The organism is Priestia sp. GS2, assembly GCF_036409025.1.
Lineage (GTDB): Bacteria > Bacillota > Bacilli > Bacillales > Bacillaceae_H > Priestia > Priestia aryabhattai_A.
Genome location: NZ_JAZGJX010000001.1, coordinates 1,262,184 through 1,282,204, shown reverse-complemented (window position 1 = coordinate 1,282,204; position 20,021 = coordinate 1,262,184). Strand labels below are relative to the sequence as shown.

Here is a 20,021-nt window from a genome sequence, read left to right as displayed (position 1 = left end):
TTATTTATTATTTCATGTCCTGTAATGCCATATTTAGCTCCAGTACATTTACATACTGAGGTTGGATTGTACCGCCCACTATATTCTCATTAATTAAGTTCGTTAACTTCTGTTTGGAAACATTCGTTTCTTTAGCAATACGCTCTACCTGAGCATAGGCAGCTTCCGGAGTAATATGCGGATCTAATCCAGAAGCTGAGTTTGTCACAAGGTCGATTGGAATTCCACTCTCTGGAACGCTATTTGACCTTTTCCAATCACTGATTGATTGTTCAACGCGCTTTGTTAACTCCTTGTTGGAAGGAGCAAGATTTAAAGAACCCGATCCTGCTCCATTATATTCAATGCTCGATATACGACCGTGAAAATACTTCTTCTCTGTAAAGGATTGACCAATCATGCTTGAACCTACGATTTTTTTATCCTCCGAATAAATTAGGCTACCATTCGCTTTTCCAGGCGCAATCACTTGTGCTAAACCAGTCATTGTCAACGGGTAAATAAGTCCACATAAAATCATTGTAACGACCGTTAAACGAATGATTACAAACCAGCTTGTCTTTTTACTATTCATCTTTATAGCTCCTCTACATGAAAATTGACAGTAATAAATCAATTACTTTAATGCCGATAAAAGGTACCACGACCCCACCTAGACCATAAATAAATAGATTTTTGCGAAGAAGAGCATTTGAACTCATGGGCTGATAGCGTATTCCTTTCATTGCTAGTGGGATTAACATAGGAATAATAACTGCATTAAAGATTAATGCCGCTAATACTGCTGTAATCGGTGAACTCAAATTCATAATGTTTAACGCTTCCATTTTAGGTATTGCAATCGTAAACATTGCAGGAATAATTGCGAAGTACTTAGCAATATCATTTGCAATACTAAATGTAGTCAAAGCTCCCCTTGTCATTAAGAGCTGCTTTCCAATCGATACAACTTCAATAATTTTTGTTGGATCGGAGTCTAAATCAATCATATTAGCAGCTTCTTTGGCCGCTGCTGTTCCGCTATTCATCGCTAGACCAACGTCAGCTTGAGCAAGCGCAGGCGCATCGTTTGTTCCGTCACCAGTCATCGCTACAAGCTTTCCTTGTTCCTGCTCATATCTAATAACATCGATTTTATCTTCTGGCTTACACTCAGCAATAAATTCATCCACACCTGCTTCTTTTGCAATTGTTGCTGCAGTGAGTGGGTTATCCCCTGTACACATAACAGTTTTAATTCCCATTTTACGAAGCTGGTCAAACCGTTCTTTCATTCCTGGTTTTACAGTATCTTTTAAGTAAATTAAACCATAGATTTTATTGTTGACAGCGACCGCTAGAGGGGTTCCTCCTTGACTAGCGATGTGATTGGCTTTTTGTTCTAAGTCAAGCGGTATGCTTCCTCCTTGGCTCGCCACCCAAGAAATCACAGCATCCACAGCACCCTTTCGGATAAGCGTTCCATCCTCTAAGTTCAGACCGCTCATTCTCGTTTGCGCTTGAAACTCAATAAACACTCCTTGTCTTACATCTTCTGTAATAGTTGGTTCTCCTTGCTTTTTAATAAATTCAATAACAGATCGACCCTCAGGTGTTTCATCATAAAGAGAAGAAAGAAACGCCCACTTATATAGCTCTTGTTTCTCCACTTTTTCTACCGTTTGTAGCTCATGTGCCATTCGGTTTCCAAAGGTAATGGTACCGGTTTTGTCTAAAATAATTGTATTAATATCCCCAGCTGCTTCTACAGCTTTTCCAGACATAGCTATTACATTAAACTGTGTTACTCGATCCATTCCAGCAATTCCAATAGCTGATAAAAGACCGCCAATCGTAGTTGGAATTAAACAAACTAGCAAGGAAATTAGAATGGCTGTATCCAATTTAAAACCTAAGTAGTTTGTAAAAACAGGCAGAGTAACCACAACAATTAAAAAAATCATCGTTAAGCTTGTCAAAACTGTATTTAATGCAATTTCATTCGGTGTTTTTTGACGCGAAGCTCCCTCAACTAATGAAATCATTTTATCGAGAAACGATTCTCCAGGATCACACGTAATTCGAACGGTAATCTCATCACTTACAATGGTTGTTCCTCCCGTAACAGAACTAAAGTCTCCACCTGCTTCTTTCATCACAGGAGCTGATTCTCCTGTGATGGCCGACTCGTCTACTGAAGCCATTCCCTTAATGATTTCTCCATCTAAAGGAACCATTTCTCCCTGTGAAATCACCACAATATCTCCTTTTGTCAGCTGAGAAGCAGGAACTTGCTTAATATCTCCATTTTTTTGCAACACGTGTGCAATAACATCTTCTTTGGACTGCTTCAACGAATTAGCCTGAGCTTTACCTCGTCCTTCAGCTAGTGCTTCCGCAAAATTAGCAAACAAAATGGTTAAAAATAAAATGATAGAAACGCCTAAGTTAAACCCCTTTCCAACCGTATCTACTCCAGAAGCAGTTGGGACAATGGTTAAGCATAACGTAATAAAAAAACCGATTTCAACCACAAACATAATAGGATTTTTTATCATTATACGAGGATCTAATTTGACAAAAGATTCCTTTAATGCTTTAATTATAATGGGATTCTTATAATCTTTTTCTACTTTTACTGTCGATGAATTCATTTCTAACTGAGTTTGACTTGATCCGATATGCTTATTCATGTCTTTCCTCCACTTTTTGTTATAACGTTAAAAACTCTGCTACTGGTCCTAATACCAATACTGGAAAAAATGTCAATGCGCCAACAACAAACATCGTTCCAATTAAGATTCCACCAAAAAGAGGTGTATCTGTTTTAAATGTTCCTGATGTTTGTGGAACGAGCTGTTTTTGAGACAACGAACTAGCAACAGCCAACAGCGTAATGAGCCCAAAAAACCTTCCAATATACATAACAAGACCCGTAGAAATATTCCAAAAAACAGTGGCATCACCTAGACCTTCAAACCCAGAACCATTATTCGCAGCGGATGATGTATATTCATACAAGACCTGAGTTAAACCATGGAACCCTGGGTTGGATATTCCGTCTAATCCTAATTTAGTTGTTAGCGCAACCGCTGTGAATCCTAAAATTAATAATGGCTGTAAAATTAACGTAACCGCGATAAGCTTCATTTCTTTGCCTTCAATCTTTTTGCCGACGTATTCAGGTGTGCGTCCTACCATTAGACCCGATAAAAAAACAGCGATTAATACATACATCATTACGTTAATGAACCCTGCTCCAACACCACCGTATACGGTATTAAGAAGCATATTACTTAACGCTAGCATTCCACTGATAGGTGTCAAAGTATCATGCATAGTATTGACTGCTCCTGTTTCACTAGCTGTTGTCACAATGGCATAAAGCGTTGACATTTCCACCCCAAAACGAACTTCTTTTCCTTCCAGATATCCATTTTCGCTATTCAATGTAAAATCATTAAAGGCTGGATTACCTTGCTGTTCACTGATAAGCGCTATTGATAAGAACACCACAAATAACAAACTCATTGAAGCAAACAGCATTCTACCTTCTCTTTTATTACCAATCATCCTACTATACGTAAACGGTAAAGAAACTGGTAAAAGCAGCATTAAAACAATTTGCAGCATATTGCTGAGACCATTTGGGTTTTCAAATGGATGAGCAGAGTTTACGCCGAAAAATCCGCCTCCGTTATTTCCAAACTCTTTAATTGATAGAAAAGCTGCTACGGGTCCTCTTGCAATTTCTTGCTTTTCACCTTCTAAAGTTGTTGCAGTTACTGTAGGATCTAAAGTTTGTGGTACACCTAGCAGCACAAATATAATTCCTGCCACAACTGCTACGGGTAATAATACGTGCGTGATACTTTTAATAAAGTCCGTGAAAAAGTTACCAATACTCTTACCTGTCATTCCTCTCATAAATGCAATTGCTACTGAAAGTGCACTAGCTGGAGCTGCAAACATCATAAACAAAATAGCAACCATTTGTGAGAAATATGAAAGCCCTGATTCTCCGCTGTAATGCTGAAGATTGGTATTGGTCATAAAACTAATTGCTGTATTAAACGCTAAAGCTGGATCCATGTTTTCAAGAGCACTTGGATTTAAAGGCAGCCATGCTTGTGTTCGAAACACTGTATATACGACTAAAATCATAAACGTATTAACAAACAACAATGAAATTGCATATTCCTTCCATGTTTGATCTTTAGGTTGAATTCCAATTACCTTATACAGCAATCTGTCTATTGGCATAAACATTCGACCTGCAGCATTTGGTTCATTAGAAAACACTTTTGCAATGTACACTCCGACTGGCTTAGCGACAGCCGCTACTAATAATAAAAGCAGTACTATGGTAAATAATATTGTATTCACTGAAAAACTCCTCCACTATTAAAATTCATCTGGGTTCATTAAGACATAAAGTAAATATAAGAAAATAAGTAGTGAAATCCCCAATAAAACCATGGACATTTACCGCTTCTCCTCCTTTTTTTCAAGGGTCTTTTCAGACCACTTGATAATTCCTATCATTATCAGTGATAAGCCAACTAAACTGCCGATCATTAGCACATCCATACGTACACTTCCTTACTCTTCTATTAGTAAAAATGCCGCTTTAGGACTTCTTGAATAAATAACGTACTTCACTCCTAGCAGCTGAAAAAACCGCGTTGAATAATTTGAATTCTGGGTAACCAAAATAATTGGAGCTCCAGTAGTAAGCTGAATTGTTTCAATCATCCTTGATAACCGCCCAATGTCTTCTTCCCAAATAATTACTTTATCTACCTGGGCTAAAGGCGCGATTTCATTGTTTATATTAGATAAAAAAATCACTTCTGAGTCCGTTAGCAACAAAGCATCTTCCCTCACCGACTCATTTTCCGTTAACACAACAAAGCGGTGCTGATTACGAAAAGCTGATAGCATCAAAACTTGCTCTTCTCTTTGAATACAAACGATAATTTGCTTCGTTTCCACTAGCATCCCTTCTTTTCCACAAATAAAAAACCACGGAAGAGGGAGCTCTTCCGTGGTTTTTGCACGACAAATAAGCCGTGGTAGACACGAATTTTTTACTCCCAAAACGCTTACGAGGTTAGCTGTCGGATTCGGGTTATGGAAGTAACCCTACTCTTTAAAAAAGAGACTCACCCCAAGGACGGCATCATTGCCGAACAAAGTTGGTTCCCCCGCTCTATAAAGCAGATTAAGCGAATAGTTATTTACTATTTTCGTAGAGATAAACGCTTTTCATTTTCAATAATTGAACAAAAATGCTGATGCGTTAGCTGTGCCACACAGCGATTCGCTTTCTCAAATGAATCCTGCTCATACTGAGCACGGTGTTCAATTAACTGAATCATAGGCTTAGATAGCTGCATTGGTTTACTCCTCTCCCACTGAATTTCGTTCAGGAAAAAAGTATTGTTAGCTGCTATTGTCATAGAAAACGACCACAAATGCACCTTCCTTTCCCCATACGCTTACGAAGTTAGCTGTCGGATTCGGATCTGGAAATAACCCTACTCGAAAAAGAGATTCACCCCAATAAATTGGTTCCTCCGTCCTTTGCTTACTATGCTTGAACTAGCAAAGGTTCAGCGTTCACTGGTGGAACGTTTCATGAGAGTAATCTTACTCCTGTTAAAATTTACTGTCAACACTTTTTTTTACGTATTTTTTCCATCTTTTTTATTATACAAACATAACAAAAAAGCCATGATTCAACGATAGAATCATGGCTTTTTTTTAAATGCTATTTATCTCTTTCACTAAGACAGAGATAGCGTCTGTTTTTGTCGCTTCACGCATTGTACGCTTCATTTCACTTGCTTGTTTTTGAAGAAGTTCTAATTCTTGTAAAAATGTTTCTTTTGTAATTTCCTCTTCTTCTAGAACCGTGCAGTAACCTTTCTTTTGAAAGGCTTTTGCATTCAAAATTTGATCTCCTCTACTTTGAGCTTTAGATAAAGGAATAATCATCATTGGCTTATGAAGGGCTAGAAATTCGAAAATAGCATTAGATCCTCCGCGCGTAATGACATAATCAGTTGCAGCTAATACATCAGGCAACTCTTCGTTCACATACTCCAACTGGCGGTAGCTCGGAATATTCATTAAACTCTCATCAACGTTTCCTTTTCCACACAGGTGCACAATTTGAAATTTCCTCTGAAGTTCAGGCAGCGATTCACGAACAACTTCATTGATTTTTCGCGCACCTAAGCTTCCACCCATAATTGTCAGAACCGGCTTTTTATCATAAAAACGAAGCCAACTTTGACCGTTGTTTGCTTTTCCATGAAATAATTCTCGACGAATTGGCGAGCCCACAACCTGAACTTTTTCTTTCGGGAAATAAGCAGCTGCTTCATCAAATGATGTAAAGATTTTTGTCGCAAAACGCTGAGCAATTTTGTTTGCCAGTCCCGGCGTTAAGTCACTCTCGTGAATAAATACAGGAATATTAAGGGACTTAGCCGCCATGATAACAGGTACGGTTACAAATCCACCTTTAGAGAATACAAGCGATGGCCTTAGCTTCTTTAAAATCCGTCTTGCATCTCCTACTCCCTTAACTACTCGAAAAACATCTTTTACATTTTCCATATCTACATATCGACGAAGTTTTCCACTGGAAATTGGGTAGTACGGAATATTTAAGTTTGTAATTAATTCTTTTTCAATCCCATTATGAGAGCCTACATAGTGAATATCCCACTTTTCTTTATCTAGCTCTTTCATAATAGCGATATTTGGGGTAACGTGACCAGCCGTTCCGCCACCAGTAAATACGATTACATTCTTACTCATCTTATTTCCTCTCTTTACACTGCATTTCAGTCATTTTTAATTTTCTATTCATTGAAAAATTCCTTGCCTTTATATAAAAGATACAGGCTTAACTCATCCATTATAACACCTTATATCTATATATACTGTTTAAAATATAAACGATGCGGAAATTTATGATACAATCAACATGTTTAGTTTTCAAAAAGGGCGTGGTTTTCATTAAGAACGTTAAAGGAAAAATGATTGACCAAGAAACGCGTTGTGTTCATTATCATTCCGATAAAGATATTATTGCAATAAAATTTTATTGTTGCAAAGACTACTATCCTTGTCATAAATGTCACGAAGAAACAGCAGATCACTCAGCTAAAGTTTGGCCAAAAAAGCTGTTTGATACCAAAGCCATTATATGCGGGGTATGTCATAATGAGTTAACTGTTACTGAGTACTTATCCTGTAAATCACAATGTCCAAACTGCCAAGCTCATTTTAATCCAGGTTGCAGTTTGCACACTCACCTCTATTTTGAAGTCTAATTACTCCACCATTAAGAAAAGCTGAACTAATTGTTCAGCTTTTTATAACAATTCTTCGTTAATATGAAGAACTGCTGGTAGTAATCCTGGAAACAGCTCTTCTAAATCTTCTATTCGCAACGAGTAAAAGTGCTGTGTTCCTTCAATTCTAACCTTAATAACTCCTGCTTCGCGAAGTACTTTAAAGTGATGGGATAGCGTTGATTTTGATACGTTAAGCGTCTGATAATAAGAACAATGACTCTCCTTTCTTTTCCCTAAACACTGTACGATGCGCAAGCGATTGGGATCGCTCAAAGCATGTAAGATAGAAGTTAAACGAATTTCTGATTTGGATGGTTGATATGGAATTTTCATATGTAAAAGGTATCACATTCTTATACCTCTTTTCAATGTGGGAGAACCTTCAAATCTAAATGCTTGCATGGCTACTTTTCAAGTGTTATAGTGTTGATTGTTCGATGATTTTCGAACTAACAACATCAACGTTTTAAAATACTACTAGAGACCTTTTTATTTTAGGAGGAATAAATATGATTACTATCCAAGCTTATATGAAAATTAACCCTGCAAAACGCGATGCTTTTTTAGAAGCTATTCAAACATTAATTAAACATTCTACCGAAGAAGAAGGGAATGTAAGCTATCAATTGTTTGAAGATGCATTCGAAAAAAATTCATTTGTAATGCTTGAAGAGTGGAAAGATGAAGCTTCTATTCAAGCTCATAATCAATCTACGCACTTTGTATCATTCGTCCAGTTTGCCAAAGATGGCGTGTTAGTAGCTCCTTTAGAAGCAAAAACTTCATTTTCTAAACCCGAATGACGAAAAGTACAGATTTCAATTCAATGCAAAAAGTCTAAGTGAATGATCACTTAGGCTTTTTTTCCTTTCTTTTTCCAGGTTCTATGCCTATAATAGTCATAGTCAATTATTAAGAAGGTGATTAACGGTATGATTATTTTAAACGTAATACAAGTAGGAACGTTTCTTTTATTATTCGTTGCTTTTTTATGCTTATTTTGGACAATCAGACGCCCTAAACCATGGAAAAGCATTGCGCTACTTGCTAGTTTTTTTGTTTGTTCTGCTCCTTTGCTTTATGCTTTATACGACGAATCCAAACATAACTATTTAGACGCAAACATCGGTCTTGGGTTAGCCTATATCTTCACTTGGGGATTAACCACGTTGCTTGCAGTTGTTGCACTATTTCGCACGTTTTTCCTACGCCCTCATCGCTAAAATAGCCATTATCTAGATGTACTACTTACCAGCAAAGTAGTACATCTTTTCGTATAGTTATTTTTAATTTGTATACGCTAATAGTTGAACAGTTTCCTTACATACAACTGTCTTAAGACGAAATGAGGAGTGAAAGAACATGAAACGCCTATTAGTTATACTCACTGCGATTATGCTGATTGCCATAAGTCGCACACTCGTATTTGCTGCTGAAACAAAAGAGCCTAACGAAACAGCTCCTTCAAAGAATGCTGATGTTCGCATTGTACATGCTTCTCCAGATGCGCCTGCAGTGGATATCTTCTTAGATACAAAACCCGCTGTAGAAGGTGTAAAATTTAAAGATGCTACGGACTTTTTACAAGTACCGGCTGGATCACATCAAGTAGAAGTTTATGCAGCTGGTACAAAAGGAACAAAAGAACCTGTAGTAAAAGCAACGCTTGTTGTAGAAGGTGGAAAGTCTTACACGATTGCTGCTATTAACAAAGTAAATATGTTAGAACTAAAAGCAATATCCAACAATACGGTCGGAACGCCCGATAAAGCAAACGTTCGTGTTGCTCACTTTTCACCTGATGCTCCAGCTGTTAATGTTGGACCAAAAGGAGCGGCTCCACTGTTTACAAATTTAGAATTTAAAACGGTATCTGACTACCAGGCTCTTGCTCCTGGTGCTTATGATCTAAGTGTCACAACCGCAGATGGCAAAGAAATACTTGGACTTCCAGGTACTAAAGTAGAAAGCGGTAAGAATTATACGGTTTTAGCCGTGAATACTGCAAACCAACTTGAAACCATTATTTTAGAAGATACAAAATAACTATTAAATAAGCCAGCGCATAATTGCGCTGGCTTATTATTTCGTATTCACCGACTGTAAGTTTTTAGAAGAAACATACGATTGAATATAAGCTTGCTTACCCTCTTTATATTGACTAGAATCATTCCAATAAGAAGAAGCAAGTTTATGTTTCATTTCAATATAGCCTTCCTGGAATCTTTCACTACGCTTTAACTGATCTTGGAACAGTAAGCAATCATTCCAAAACGTTGAATTAATGGCTGTTACATAAAGGTGTGCGTGCTGAATATGATTTGGTATTTGGCAATAGAAGTCATTTTGCTTTATATATTTTGGATAATGCGACAAAGAAGCCTCATCCTTCAAAGCAATAAATATATTACTTTCTTCTATATATACATATGGGCCATTTTGCAATATTTCAATGACTGATTTTAAATCTTCAGATCGTTGAACACCTATTAATACATCAATAATTGGAGAAGACAACATATTAGGGACAGCTGTACTTCCGATATGATGAACTTCAATTGAAAAGTCTTTAAGCATTGAGGTTACCTTTTCTTTTTCAAATGCATAAAGGACCGGCCATTTTGTTTCGTAATTCACAAGTTCAACCAATGGTCTCCACCTCTCTTTAGCTTTCTTTATAATTTACCATTAAATTGATTAAAAATAAATAATTTTCAAACAATTATTTTTATACAATTTTCTCTTTCAAAGATTTTATGAAAACTGATTATTTTCATTCTGAGCCATGTGGACTAAATTATTAATAAATACTCCATTTACTTGTTAATATTCGCTCATATATACTTCTTTTTTATGAAGTAAAAGTTAAAGATAAAAAAATCGCCCTTTTTATCTTCCATTTGTTTAGGACAAATTCATTATACCGCCACTGTTCGACATATAGTATCATGGATAATGTAGGTAACTTAAGAGAAATATAGTTTTACCTTGAATTTTTGGTTAAGTTGCCGATATATGCTTTGAAATCCATTTTATTTTTAAGAAAATTTAGTAGAATGCAAGGAGGAAAAAATGAATAATAAACACATGATGTATGCAGTTTGTACAACTGCTGCTCTAAGCTCTTCGGCTCTTTTCTTTAATTTAGAAGCTGAAGCTGCTCAACCAGCGACTGTGAATGCCACATCATTAAACGTGCGTGCACTTCCAAGCACAAGTGGTGCAATCGTTGGCAAACTGTATAAAGGAAACACAATTAATGTATTAACAGAACAACAAGGATGGGCAAAAATCCAACTTAACGGCAAAGACGCTTGGATATCAAGCGAATACATAGAGAAAAAAACATCATCCACTTCTCCCACAAATGTTGTCTCAAAACAAGCAACGGTTAACGCGAGCTCTTTAAACGTTCGTTCTGCTGCTAGCACTTCCGCTTCCATCATTACCAACTTACCTCGCAATGCGAAGGTTACCGTGATTAAAGAAAACGGCGAGTGGGCGCAGATTAAAACAAGCGATGGTAAAACTGGATGGGTTGCCGATCGATACTTACAAATGGGAGCTACTTCTTCTTCTGAAAGTGGCGGCACTTCCGTTTCCAAACAAGCAACGGTTAATGCAAGCTCTTTAAACGTTCGTTCTGCCGCTAGCACTTCTGCTTCCATCGTTACCAACTTACCTCGCAATGCGAAGGTTACCGTGATTAAAGAAAACGGCGAGTGGGCGCAGATTAAAACAAGCGATGGTAAAACTGGATGGGTTGCCGATCGATACTTACAAATGGGAGCTACTTCTTCTTCTGAAAGTGGCGGCACTTCCGTTTCCAAACAAGCAACCGTGAATGCGAGCTCTTTAAACGTTCGTTCTGCCGCTAGCACTTCTGCTTCCATCATTACCAACTTACCGCGCAATGCGAAGGTTACGGTAATAAAAGAAAACGGTGAGTGGGCGCAGATTAAAACAAGCGATGGTAAAACTGGATGGGTTGCTAAACAGTACTTACAAATGGGAGCTACTTCTTCTTCTGAAAGTGGCGGCACTTCCGTTTCCAAACAAGCAACCGTGAATGCGAGCTCTTTAAACGTTCGTTCTGCCGCTAGCACTTCTGCTTCCATCGTTACCAACTTACCGCGCAATGCGAAGGTTACCGTGATCAAAGAAAACGGCGAGTGGGCGCAGATTAAAACAAGCGATGGTAAAACTGGATGGGTGGCTAATCGATATTTACAGGTGAGTGCTACTACTCCTGAAAATGGCGGCACTTCCGTTTCCAAACAAGCAACCGTGAACGCCAGCTCTTTAAACGTTCGTTCTGCCGCTAGCACTTCTGCTTCCATCATTACCAACTTGCCGCGCAATGCGAAGGTTACCGTGATCAAAGAAAACGGCGAGTGGGCGCAGATTAAAACAAGCGATGGTAAAACTGGATGGGTGGCTAATCGATATTTACAGGTGAGTGCTACTACTCCTGAAAATGGCGGCACTTCCGTTTCTAAACAAGCAACCGTGAACGCCAGCTCTTTAAACGTTCGTTCTGCCGCTAGCACTTCCGCTTCCATCGTTACCAACTTGCCGCGCAATGCGAAGGTTACGGTAATAAAAGAAAACGGTGAGTGGGCGCAGATCAAAACAAGCGATGGTAAAACTGGATGGGTTGCCAATCGATATTTACAAGTAGGATCCAATCAGCCGGAAACAAACCAACCAACTGAAAAAATTACGATTACGAAAGCTGCTAACTTACGTACACAGCCAAGTTTAAGTGCAAGCATTCTCCGCGTAGCACAAGCTGGGGAATCATTTAATAAAGTAACTGAGTCAAATGGTTGGGTTCAAATTCAATATTCTAGTTCTCAAACAGCTTGGGTATCAAAAGGACTAACGAGTACTGAAGCACCTTCAACACCAGGTGAAGTGACAAACCCAACTTCCGGTTTAGAAAAGAAGCTAATTGTTATTGACCCAGGTCATGGTGGTCATGATCCAGGAGCCGTTGGTCAAGACGAGCTTGAAAAAAACTTAGCACTAAGAACAGCTAAACTGGTAGCAGCACAAGTTGAAAGCGCAGGAGGTACTGTTTTATTTACTCGTTCTGATGATACCTTCATTTCTTTAGATGGGCGAACGCAAATCAGCAACGCAAGCGAAGCTGATGCATTCGTTAGCATCCACTATAATGCAGGAAGTTCATCTGCTACTGGTATTGAAACCTATTACTATTCGGCCCGTGATCAAGAACTTGCAAAATACATTCAAGAGAGTATGGTACAACATACAAATATGAGAGATCGTGGTGCACACCAAGCTAATTTCTATGTTTTAAAACATAATAACAAGCGCTCTGTTCTCGTTGAACTTGGGTTTGTATCGAACCCAACTGAAGAAGACCGCATTGCAACTGAACAATATCAGCAACAAGTTTCTCGCGGTATTGCAGAAGGTATTGCACGTTATTTCGCAGCGACTAAATAAAAAAAACTCTCCTATAAGGGAGAGTTTTTTTACCAACTAGCTTTTTTCACACCAGGAACTTGCCCTTTATAAGCTAACTCTCGAAATGTAATTCGAGACATTCCGAATTGGCGTAAATACCCTCTCGGTCTTCCTGTTACACGGCAACGATTCTTTAAACGAGTCGGCGATGAATCACGTGGTAATTTTTGTAATGCTTCATAGTCTCTTTTTTCTTTTAGTTCTTGTCGAAGAAGTGCATATTTTTCTACCATCTGTTGACGTTTATGTTCTTTTACAACTTTTGATTTTTTAGCCAATGAATATTCATCCTTTCACACTTTTAGTTAAATAGTAATAATTACGATTTTCATTTTGCATTTTATGAGCAGTTTTAATATTAAAACATAGATAAAGGTTGAACGCAAGCACAAAAGCTTATTATTTTATCAAAATAGCATTTGAAATTTTTACCATTTTTTAGGTATTGTTTATAGATAAAGAAAACATTTCAATAATATTACAGTTCATTTACATCTCGATAACTTCGCTTTTATTTGTCGAATTGTAGTATATAATCATTTGTAGAAATTCCAAAAATAATATTTCTAAAGTAAAGGTGATTAAAACATGAAATCGACTGGTATTGTAAGAAAAGTTGACGATTTAGGTCGTATTGTAATTCCTAAAGAACTACGACGTGTACTTGAAATAGATGTAAAAGATCCTGTAGAAATTTTTGTAGAAACTGATCGCATTATTCTAAAGAAATATGAGCCTAATGGAGCTTGTGCAGTTACAGGAGAAGTAGCATCTGACAACGTAACGCTTGCTGATGGAAAACTAACATTAAGCCGTGAAGGCATGGAACGTTTACTAGAAGAGTTAAAACAACATAACATTTAATTAATTTGAAAGGGAATCGCTAAGTAGCGATTCCCTTTTTACTTACTATTTTATAATATGCCAAACGTATGCAAATACACAATAATAATAACAATTGGAATAATGTAACGAAGTAAAATCATCCAAGCTTTAAACAAATGCTGCGCTGTTCTGGAGCCCGATGTAAACTCTTCATATACCGCTTTTTTATCCATGCGATATGAAACAAAAAATGAGATTAACAGAGCACCAAATGGCATTAAGATGTTAAGGGTTAAATAATCAAGCGCATCGAATAATATTTTGCCACCAAACGTTATATCTGATAAAACACCAAAAGATAGAGCTGAAGGAACTCCAACAATAAAGATTAAAATCCCCATAACCCAAGACGCCTTCGTTCGCTTATCACTTTTACCTTTTGTTACTGCTGCTACAATTGTTTCAAGTAAAGAAAATGCAGATGTTAATGTAGCAAACAAGAATAGCGCTAGAAAGATTGTTAAAAACAAGCCACCAAACGGGATTTGTTCAAATACAGCTGGTAATACGTTAAATAGTAATCCCGGCCCTGCTGTGGGCTCCAATCCAATTGAAAACACAGCTGGAAAAATTGCTAGCCCTGCAAAAATTGAAACTAAAATGTTTAGTCCTACAATCATTCCACCTGAACGTTGCAGGCTTTCCTCTTTACTTAAGTACGAACTATATGTGACCATGATTGAAATTCCGATACTAATAGCAAAGAAAGATTGACCCATAGCATATAAAATGCTTTCAGATGTTAGCTTTGTAAAATCAGGATTTAAGAAAAATGCTACACCTTCCATCGCGCCATCTAATGTTAATGAACGAATAATTAATGCAATAAATAAAATAAATAGTGCTGGAAACATGTATTTGTTTGCTTTTTCAATTCCATTTTGAACACCTTTAGCAACGACTATAATCGTAATAATCATGAAGATTAATTGTCCTATGACAGGTGAAAAAGAGCTGGAAATTGTATTGTTAAATAAGGCTGCGTAATCATCTGTTGAACCTACTAATTGATTTGTAACGCTTCTGTATAGATATAGTACAATCCAACCACCAACAACGCTATAAAATGATAAAATGATGAAACTTGTAATAACTCCTAGACGCCCTATCCATACCCAAGCCGTTCCTGGAGCAATTTTTTCATATGCGGAAATAGCATCTTTTTGTGTGCTGCGTCCAATAACAAATTCAGCTAATAGTAAAGGCAAACCAATTAATAACGTAAAAAGTAAAAAAATTAATAAAAACGCGCCTCCTCCACTTGTTCCTGCAACATATGGAAACTTCCAAATCGCTCCGATTCCAACTGCTGAACCTGCTGCTGCCATGATAAAACCTAACTTTGATGTCCATTGATTTGTTTGATTCATCTTGATGTTCCTTTCTTTCTAAATTTCTTCAATAAAAAAAGCTGGCCTAACGTCTCTTTACAATAAGAGACGTTAGGCCAGCTGACCTCCGCGGTACCACTCTTTTTGATATTAATCCATCGATTAACATCCACTTTACTTGTACACCATGTACAAACCTTATAACGGAGGTTATACGTTAAGATATAGTAAGAAGCAAATTCTGTTCCATCTTAAGGGCTCCTGGGCGAGTTCAAGGTCATATTATACTGCTTCACACCAACCAACAGCTCTCTGTGATAATTAGATCCTTTACTACTCCCAATCAACGCAAAATATCTATTAAAGAATTTAGTCAATTTATTTCGAAAATTTATAATATACGTATCATAAGTCTTTTTTTTTAGAGTGTCAACCATTTTTTTATTTATTTTTCTATTTTTCTACAAGATTCGTCATTTTATGCATATGTTTTTGCCTTATCTAATCATGATGGTATACTGGTTATGTAGTAAGAATTTACATATTAGGAGTGGTAATAATGTCTGCGTCTCAGCGCCTTTTACATCATTTTTTAGCTCATCGTAACGTAACAAATATGTTGATTGATAAAATTGAAGAACACCATTATGATTATCAACCAACACCGACATCTATGTCAGCATATAAGCTCACTACACATATGCTTACTTCTTTTTATACATTTGCCAAAATAGCACAAGAAGGCAATCTTACCCCTTTAGAAGAAAAGCATAATATTGAACAGAAAAACTTATCAGAATTAGCTTCTCATTATACTGAAAAAACAAAAGAAATCTTAGCTTCTTTAACAGATGATCAGTTAAACCGCATTATTGATACTTCTGCGGTATTCGGTCAAAAAATGCCTGCAAGCCAATTAGTGTCAATGGCAATTGATCATGAAATTCATCACAAAGGTAACTTGTTTGTATATGTTCGAGAAATGGGACACACAGACCTACCTCTATTTGTAAAGTGGGGATAATTCAGCAGCGTAATTGACTAACAGTCAATTACGCTCTTTTTTTAAAAAAGAACGGCTTGTAAATAAAGATAGAAGGTCCGTTCTATTTTGTCAGAATTATGATATAATTTTACTAATCAATCAATTGTTCCTTGCGTATCTTTCTCCTTAAGCTGTATTGATTGAACGACATGTTCTCTAACTACCTTTAATAAGGAGGCAGTATCAATATGAACCGGACACTTTCACAGTCTTCGTTTATTTCGTCTTTTGGTGGAAATGTAATGAACGTTCTCTCTCCTCAAGCTGGTGAAAACATCTTAGAAATCGGCTCAGGTAACGGATACATGGCAAATCAGCTTAGTTCTCTAGGTGTGAACATAACAGGTATTGATTCGTCTGAAAATATGGTTGAGCAGTCACAGCATCATTACCCTCACCTTCAATTTATGCACGTCAATGCACTTGATTTAGACTATGAAGATCAGTTTGATGCTGTGTTTTCCCAAAACACGCTTCACCTTATTCACCCTCCTAGTGTTGTTATTAAGAATATTTATCGTGCACTTAGACTGCAAGGACGTTTTGTGACAGAATTTAATGGTAAAAACCATCTCTATCCTGTTTTTAACGAAGTAATGCGACAGCTTGCTGTTTTCAATATTATTTCATCTGATTTTTCTCTCCCTTTTTATTTTCCCAGTATTGGAGAATACACTTCCTTGCTTGAGCAGCATGAATTTCATGTTCAAAGCGCTATTTATTTTACACACCCTCTCGTTTTGCAGCACGAAGATGGCCTTCGTAACTGGCTTGATACACATGCATCATCTCTTTTCAAGAATATAACAGCTGAAACAAAACAGATTATCTTCAATAGAGTTGAAGATAGGTTACAAGAAACATTTTTTAAACACGATGAATGGTACTTGCCGGCAGCCTCTATTCGCGTACAGGCTGTAAAAATAAGCTAATGTTTCAAACAAGCCAAAAAGCCATGTGGTATTTCACCACATGGCTTTTAGAGCGACAAAGACATTATTTAAAGTGAAGCATATACCCTTTGCCTCGTACTACCTGAATATCAAGCGTTTTTCCTATTTTTTTACGAACTCGGTACATCAAAGAATTAAGCTCTTCTGGATTAACAAATACATCATTTGTTTCCATCACTCGTTCTGGCCATACTTGTTTTTTGAGCATTTCTTTTGAAACGAAGCTATCGTGCTGTTGAAGCAAATACGATAAACACGCATATTCCTTCTCTGATAATACATATACTTCATCTTTCACTTTAATCTTTTGAAGTACGGGATCAAGCTCGTATTGCTTAGGTGTATGAATTTCATTTAATAGTGGACCTAAATCTAATGTTGCATCCATATCTTGGCTAATAAATGTTAAGACAGCTGTATCATTTGCAATCGATATTTGATCCTGGTGCTGAAGTGTATATGAGTGAGTCGGAATAAGCTGTTGTCCATTTATTTGTGTACCATGTTTGCTATTTAAATCAATAAGCTGATAGTTGTTTTCAGTAGTAATAATTTCAAAGTGCTTGCGAGAGATGTATGCGCTTTGAAACGCTAAATCAGGCAACCATCCATCTCCTTTTCGTCCAACTACAATAGTAGATTGTTCAAGAGGGACAGACGTTCCATTTACAAACGGAGCACCATGCTGAATAATGAGTGTACCATTCATCTGCATCACCTCTTTTTTTAGAATTTTCTTTATTTTGTTATGTAATTATGATTATCGTATTTATTGCGATTGTATGTTACTTTCGATACTATCAACTTATCCACTCTTTTTATAATATATGTTCAATTTGTACAAGTAAATAATTTCAGCAAAGTTTAAGTGGATAGTCATAATTAAACTCAGTAATTAAATTACAGTGTATTTTTGATAAACAATAATTAGTTATTTTGGCATATGTATATGTGATTACCTTCACAAATCTTATCTCTAAGCAAGTTACTGGAGGAAACGAAATGAACCGTGTAGCACAAGAAAAAGAAATTAAAGCCATTAAAAGACGTGTTGCTGTTGTACTACTAATTATGGGATCGTTTTTATTAACCGGCATAAGCTATGGAATTTATTCTATTATGATGCTGAACCTACATATATGGTGATGTAAAAAAAGACATACTGAGTATGTCTTTTTTTATTATTCTTTGTTTGCAACACCGGCATCTGCAAATGTCGCCATTTCTGTAATCATTAAGCATGCTGAATGAAGAAGTGGAAACGCAATGGCTGCGCCGCTTCCTTCACCAAGACGCATCTGTAAGTTTAACAACGGTTCTTTTTTTAAAATGGACAGTGCGAATCGATGACCTGGTTCAACAGATTGATGACTGGCAAACATATAATTGGAAGCCAATTCATTCATTTGGACAGCAAACACTGCCGCTGTGGTACAAATAAACCCGTCCACAATGATTGGTATTCGATGTGAAGCTGCTGCCAACATTGCACCAACCATTCCTGCAATCTCAAGCCCTCCAAAAGCTGCCAAAATGGCAATTGGATCCCTGACATCATATTGTCTATTCTCTAATGCCTGCTCAATTTTTTTTATTTTATGCTTTAGTTGTTGAGAATTGATTCCTGTACCGCTGCCGACTAGCTCGTCTACTTTATGACTTGTTAAAGCAGCTAGTAAAGCCGTGCTAGAAGTAGTGTTACCAATTCCCATTTCTCCAACAATTAAGCATTTTATTCCTTTTTTAATTAGATTTGTTGCTTCATTTATACCTATTTCAATCGCTTTTTCTACTTCATTTCTTGTCATTGCATGCTCTTTGCAAAAATTACGCGTACCCGTTCTAACTTTTTGGCACGAAAGCTCACTGTGTTGAACTGAAGAGGCAATCCCAATATCCACAAGCTGGAATTGAGCTCCAATTTGTTTACTAAATACGTTAATTGCCGCTCCTCCTGCTAAAAAGTTAAGCGCCATTTGAGCCGTTACGCTTTGCGGGAACGCCGAAACTCCCTCTTCAACAACTCCGTGATCAGCTGCAAATACCAGTACTCCAGGCGGTGTAACGGTTGGAAAGGTCTCTTGTGTAATGCCAGCCAAATTAATTGCTAGCTCTTCTAACCTTCCTAAACTTCCTTGAGGCTTTGTTAACGTGTCTATATACTTTGCTGCTGCTTCTGCCGCTTTAACGTCTAAGGGCTGAATTTGTATGCTTGTCAAAATGTTGTACACTCCTTATTTTTTCTATATTCCTTACTTTATCAAATACTAAATTAGATTGGCTATATTTTTTGCATGTCTCTTGTTACAGCACAACTACTCCACTTCCTTTATAAATAGCCAGTGTATATAAACCCTTTTTTCAACACAATTTATAGGAAAGGCTAAATAAGAAAGGAAGAAAAATGTGAAAGAACAACTCTCCTCTTTTGTTAAACAACTTAAAGATTCAGTCACTAACGCTGCTAATGAAATTCAACAAAAAGCAAAAGTAATGTTATCTACTGATTGTACCACTGTTTTTGAGCTATATGAGTGGGTAAAGGAGCATCCTGGAACCCATATCCAAAAACAATCCTTGCTTAACTTCAATTATTGTTTTTATTCCCTTAAGCTGGACAGTGCTAGTTATTATATGGAGACAAAAGATAGCTATTTGCTGTACATGTCGATACAGCAGTCCACAGGAGATTTTTTCACTTACCATTCTTACAAGAATTCTATCCATGATAAAATTAGCATGCCATTTCCCTCAACTCAAAAAAGCACGATTTCATAAACGAAATCGTGCTTTTTACTCATATATCTGTTACTTACCTTTGCGAACTTTAAAAAGAAAGAAAGCAACGAGAAACCCGCCAATCGCGGTTAAAAGTTTCCACATATGTACAATTGGATTGCTCTTCAATTCGTAAGTTTCTCCTTTCCTTTCATAACAACTAACGTACAACCTCATCCAT

General features: G+C 37.0%; 23 protein-coding genes, 2 riboswitches and 1 other annotated feature. Of the genes, 10 read left to right on the top strand and 13 right to left on the bottom strand.

Features of this window, described 5'->3' with window-relative positions; all coding sequences use genetic code 11:
* Positions 1 to 7: 7 nt before the first annotated feature.
* The 7 genes from kdpC to V2145_RS06625 form a co-directional block, all read right to left on the bottom strand.
* A complete protein-coding gene (gene kdpC / locus V2145_RS06650; protein ID WP_094910479.1) occupies positions 8 to 574 on the bottom strand; it encodes a potassium-transporting ATPase subunit KdpC in 567 nt (188 codons plus the stop codon).
* A 13-nt stretch (positions 575 to 587) separates the two neighbouring features.
* The gene (gene kdpB / locus V2145_RS06645; RefSeq protein WP_311857803.1) at positions 588 to 2,633 is read right to left on the bottom strand and encodes a potassium-transporting ATPase subunit KdpB; all 2,046 of its coding nucleotides are present in this window, start codon (positions 2,631 to 2,633) and stop codon (positions 588 to 590) included.
* A gap of 58 nt (positions 2,634 to 2,691) precedes the next feature.
* On the bottom strand, positions 2,692 to 4,356 hold the full coding sequence (gene kdpA / locus V2145_RS06640) for a potassium-transporting ATPase subunit KdpA (RefSeq protein WP_397428345.1): 1,665 nt from the start codon (positions 4,354 to 4,356) through the stop codon (positions 2,692 to 2,694).
* A gap of 27 nt (positions 4,357 to 4,383) precedes the next feature.
* On the bottom strand, positions 4,384 to 4,458 hold the full coding sequence (locus tag V2145_RS21430) for a potassium-transporting ATPase subunit F (RefSeq protein ID WP_397428344.1): 75 nt from the start codon (positions 4,456 to 4,458) through the stop codon (positions 4,384 to 4,386).
* A gap of 123 nt (positions 4,459 to 4,581) precedes the next feature.
* Complete coding sequence (locus V2145_RS06635; protein WP_142299141.1) at positions 4,582 to 4,974, bottom strand: hypothetical protein; 393 nt, start codon at positions 4,972 to 4,974, stop codon at positions 4,582 to 4,584.
* A gap of 93 nt (positions 4,975 to 5,067) precedes the next feature.
* Positions 5,068 to 5,220: riboswitch (cyclic di-AMP (ydaO/yuaA leader) on the bottom strand.
* Between the two features lie 2 nt (positions 5,221 to 5,222).
* Positions 5,223 to 5,378, bottom strand: coding sequence for a hypothetical protein (locus tag V2145_RS06630; RefSeq protein ID WP_165932572.1), 156 nt, complete (start codon positions 5,376 to 5,378; stop codon positions 5,223 to 5,225).
* A gap of 83 nt (positions 5,379 to 5,461) precedes the next feature.
* Positions 5,462 to 5,610: riboswitch (cyclic di-AMP (ydaO/yuaA leader) on the bottom strand.
* 135 nt (positions 5,611 to 5,745) lie between these two features.
* Positions 5,746 to 6,810 (bottom strand): undecaprenyldiphospho-muramoylpentapeptide beta-N-acetylglucosaminyltransferase, encoded by a 1,065-nt coding sequence (locus tag V2145_RS06625; RefSeq protein ID WP_094910483.1) that lies wholly within the window; start codon positions 6,808 to 6,810, stop codon positions 5,746 to 5,748.
* Positions 6,811 to 6,965: 155 nt separating this feature from the next.
* Here V2145_RS06625 and V2145_RS06620 point away from each other — a divergent pair, with 155 nt between their 5' ends.
* Complete coding sequence (locus V2145_RS06620) at positions 6,966 to 7,328, top strand: CHY zinc finger protein (protein ID WP_094910484.1); 363 nt, start codon at positions 6,966 to 6,968, stop codon at positions 7,326 to 7,328.
* Between the two features lie 42 nt (positions 7,329 to 7,370).
* Here V2145_RS06620 and V2145_RS06615 read toward each other — a convergent pair whose 3' ends face one another.
* Positions 7,371 to 7,685 (bottom strand): ArsR/SmtB family transcription factor, encoded by a 315-nt coding sequence (locus tag V2145_RS06615; RefSeq protein ID WP_094910485.1) that lies wholly within the window; start codon positions 7,683 to 7,685, stop codon positions 7,371 to 7,373.
* A gap of 176 nt (positions 7,686 to 7,861) precedes the next feature.
* Here V2145_RS06615 and V2145_RS06610 point away from each other — a divergent pair, with 176 nt between their 5' ends.
* The 3 genes from V2145_RS06610 to V2145_RS06600 all read left to right on the top strand — a co-directional run bounded on the left by V2145_RS06610 (position 7,862) and on the right by V2145_RS06600 (position 9,398).
* Positions 7,862 to 8,155 (top strand): putative quinol monooxygenase, encoded by a 294-nt coding sequence (locus V2145_RS06610; protein ID WP_094910486.1) that lies wholly within the window; start codon positions 7,862 to 7,864, stop codon positions 8,153 to 8,155.
* Positions 8,156 to 8,284: 129 nt separating this feature from the next.
* The gene (locus tag V2145_RS06605) at positions 8,285 to 8,575 is read left to right on the top strand and encodes a hypothetical protein (RefSeq protein ID WP_094910487.1); all 291 of its coding nucleotides are present in this window, start codon (positions 8,285 to 8,287) and stop codon (positions 8,573 to 8,575) included.
* A 139-nt stretch (positions 8,576 to 8,714) separates the two neighbouring features.
* Complete coding sequence (locus tag V2145_RS06600) at positions 8,715 to 9,398, top strand: DUF4397 domain-containing protein (RefSeq protein WP_094910488.1); 684 nt, start codon at positions 8,715 to 8,717, stop codon at positions 9,396 to 9,398.
* Between the two features lie 36 nt (positions 9,399 to 9,434).
* Here V2145_RS06600 and V2145_RS06595 read toward each other — a convergent pair whose 3' ends face one another.
* On the bottom strand, positions 9,435 to 10,001 hold the full coding sequence (locus tag V2145_RS06595) for a GrpB family protein (RefSeq protein ID WP_179289207.1): 567 nt from the start codon (positions 9,999 to 10,001) through the stop codon (positions 9,435 to 9,437).
* Between the two features lie 423 nt (positions 10,002 to 10,424).
* On the opposite strand from V2145_RS06595, the gene V2145_RS06590 reads away from it, so the two are divergent.
* The gene (locus tag V2145_RS06590) at positions 10,425 to 12,827 is read left to right on the top strand and encodes an SH3 domain-containing protein (RefSeq protein ID WP_330987430.1); all 2,403 of its coding nucleotides are present in this window, start codon (positions 10,425 to 10,427) and stop codon (positions 12,825 to 12,827) included.
* A gap of 29 nt (positions 12,828 to 12,856) precedes the next feature.
* Here V2145_RS06590 and rpsN read toward each other — a convergent pair whose 3' ends face one another.
* Positions 12,857 to 13,126 carry a 30S ribosomal protein S14 gene (rpsN, locus tag V2145_RS06585; protein WP_311857553.1) on the bottom strand — a complete coding sequence of 90 codons (270 nt, stop codon included), beginning with the start codon at positions 13,124 to 13,126 and terminating at the stop codon, positions 12,857 to 12,859.
* A gap of 310 nt (positions 13,127 to 13,436) precedes the next feature.
* Here rpsN and V2145_RS06580 point away from each other — a divergent pair, with 310 nt between their 5' ends.
* On the top strand, positions 13,437 to 13,712 hold the full coding sequence (locus V2145_RS06580; protein ID WP_094910492.1) for an AbrB/MazE/SpoVT family DNA-binding domain-containing protein: 276 nt from the start codon (positions 13,437 to 13,439) through the stop codon (positions 13,710 to 13,712).
* Positions 13,713 to 13,762: 50 nt separating this feature from the next.
* Here the strand turns inward: V2145_RS06580 and V2145_RS06575 are convergent, their stop codons facing one another.
* The gene (locus V2145_RS06575; RefSeq protein WP_094910493.1) at positions 13,763 to 15,103 is read right to left on the bottom strand and encodes a sodium-dependent transporter; all 1,341 of its coding nucleotides are present in this window, start codon (positions 15,101 to 15,103) and stop codon (positions 13,763 to 13,765) included.
* Positions 15,104 to 15,165: 62 nt separating this feature from the next.
* Positions 15,166 to 15,420 (bottom strand) — a binding site (T-box leader).
* 203 nt (positions 15,421 to 15,623) lie between these two features.
* Here V2145_RS06575 and V2145_RS06570 point away from each other — a divergent pair.
* Positions 15,624 to 16,088 carry a DinB family protein gene (locus tag V2145_RS06570; RefSeq protein WP_094910494.1) on the top strand — a complete coding sequence of 155 codons (465 nt, stop codon included), beginning with the start codon at positions 15,624 to 15,626 and terminating at the stop codon, positions 16,086 to 16,088.
* 209 nt (positions 16,089 to 16,297) lie between these two features.
* Complete coding sequence (locus V2145_RS06565) at positions 16,298 to 17,041, top strand: class I SAM-dependent methyltransferase (protein WP_094910495.1); 744 nt, start codon at positions 16,298 to 16,300, stop codon at positions 17,039 to 17,041.
* Between the two features lie 64 nt (positions 17,042 to 17,105).
* Here the strand turns inward: V2145_RS06565 and V2145_RS06560 are convergent, their stop codons facing one another.
* On the bottom strand, positions 17,106 to 17,771 hold the full coding sequence (locus V2145_RS06560) for an FHA domain-containing protein (protein WP_094910496.1): 666 nt from the start codon (positions 17,769 to 17,771) through the stop codon (positions 17,106 to 17,108).
* A gap of 293 nt (positions 17,772 to 18,064) precedes the next feature.
* Between V2145_RS06560 and V2145_RS06555 the strand changes: the two genes are divergently transcribed.
* Positions 18,065 to 18,208 (top strand): hypothetical protein, encoded by a 144-nt coding sequence (locus V2145_RS06555; protein ID WP_165932574.1) that lies wholly within the window; start codon positions 18,065 to 18,067, stop codon positions 18,206 to 18,208.
* 35 nt (positions 18,209 to 18,243) lie between these two features.
* Here the strand turns inward: V2145_RS06555 and cobT are convergent, their stop codons facing one another.
* Positions 18,244 to 19,281: a nicotinate-nucleotide--dimethylbenzimidazole phosphoribosyltransferase gene (gene cobT / locus V2145_RS06550; protein WP_330987429.1), complete on the bottom strand. Its 1,038-nt coding sequence runs from the start codon at positions 19,279 to 19,281 to the stop codon at positions 18,244 to 18,246.
* Between the two features lie 187 nt (positions 19,282 to 19,468).
* On the opposite strand from cobT, the gene V2145_RS06545 reads away from it, so the two are divergent.
* The gene (locus V2145_RS06545; RefSeq protein WP_330987428.1) at positions 19,469 to 19,840 is read left to right on the top strand and encodes a hypothetical protein; all 372 of its coding nucleotides are present in this window, start codon (positions 19,469 to 19,471) and stop codon (positions 19,838 to 19,840) included.
* The last annotated feature ends 181 nt before the right edge of the window (positions 19,841 to 20,021 follow it).

Excerpts from the sequence above, each read along its gene's own strand:
- kdpC (WP_094910479.1), bottom strand. The coding sequence starts at position 574 with ATGAATAGTAAAAAGACAAGCTGGTTTGTAATCATTCGTTTAACGGTC.
- kdpB (WP_311857803.1), bottom strand. The coding sequence starts at position 2,633 with ATGAATTCATCGACAGTAAAAGTAGAAAAAGATTATAAGAATCCCATT.
- V2145_RS06630 (WP_165932572.1), bottom strand. The coding sequence starts at position 5,378 with ATGCAGCTATCTAAGCCTATGATTCAGTTAATTGAACACCGTGCTCAG.
- V2145_RS06625 (WP_094910483.1), bottom strand. The coding sequence starts at position 6,810 with ATGAGTAAGAATGTAATCGTATTTACTGGTGGCGGAACGGCTGGTCAC.
- V2145_RS06620 (WP_094910484.1), top strand. The coding sequence starts at position 6,966 with ATGATACAATCAACATGTTTAGTTTTCAAAAAGGGCGTGGTTTTCATT.
- V2145_RS06615 (WP_094910485.1), bottom strand. The coding sequence starts at position 7,685 with ATGAAAATTCCATATCAACCATCCAAATCAGAAATTCGTTTAACTTCT.
- V2145_RS06610 (WP_094910486.1), top strand. The coding sequence starts at position 7,862 with ATGATTACTATCCAAGCTTATATGAAAATTAACCCTGCAAAACGCGAT.
- V2145_RS06605 (WP_094910487.1), top strand. The coding sequence starts at position 8,285 with ATGATTATTTTAAACGTAATACAAGTAGGAACGTTTCTTTTATTATTC.
- V2145_RS06600 (WP_094910488.1), top strand. The coding sequence starts at position 8,715 with ATGAAACGCCTATTAGTTATACTCACTGCGATTATGCTGATTGCCATA.
- V2145_RS06590 (WP_330987430.1), top strand. The coding sequence starts at position 10,425 with ATGAATAATAAACACATGATGTATGCAGTTTGTACAACTGCTGCTCTA.
- V2145_RS06580 (WP_094910492.1), top strand. The coding sequence starts at position 13,437 with ATGAAATCGACTGGTATTGTAAGAAAAGTTGACGATTTAGGTCGTATT.
- V2145_RS06575 (WP_094910493.1), bottom strand. The coding sequence starts at position 15,103 with ATGAATCAAACAAATCAATGGACATCAAAGTTAGGTTTTATCATGGCA.
- V2145_RS06570 (WP_094910494.1), top strand. The coding sequence starts at position 15,624 with ATGTCTGCGTCTCAGCGCCTTTTACATCATTTTTTAGCTCATCGTAAC.
- V2145_RS06565 (WP_094910495.1), top strand. The coding sequence starts at position 16,298 with ATGAACCGGACACTTTCACAGTCTTCGTTTATTTCGTCTTTTGGTGGA.
- V2145_RS06560 (WP_094910496.1), bottom strand. The coding sequence starts at position 17,771 with ATGAATGGTACACTCATTATTCAGCATGGTGCTCCGTTTGTAAATGGA.
- V2145_RS06555 (WP_165932574.1), top strand. The coding sequence starts at position 18,065 with ATGAACCGTGTAGCACAAGAAAAAGAAATTAAAGCCATTAAAAGACGT.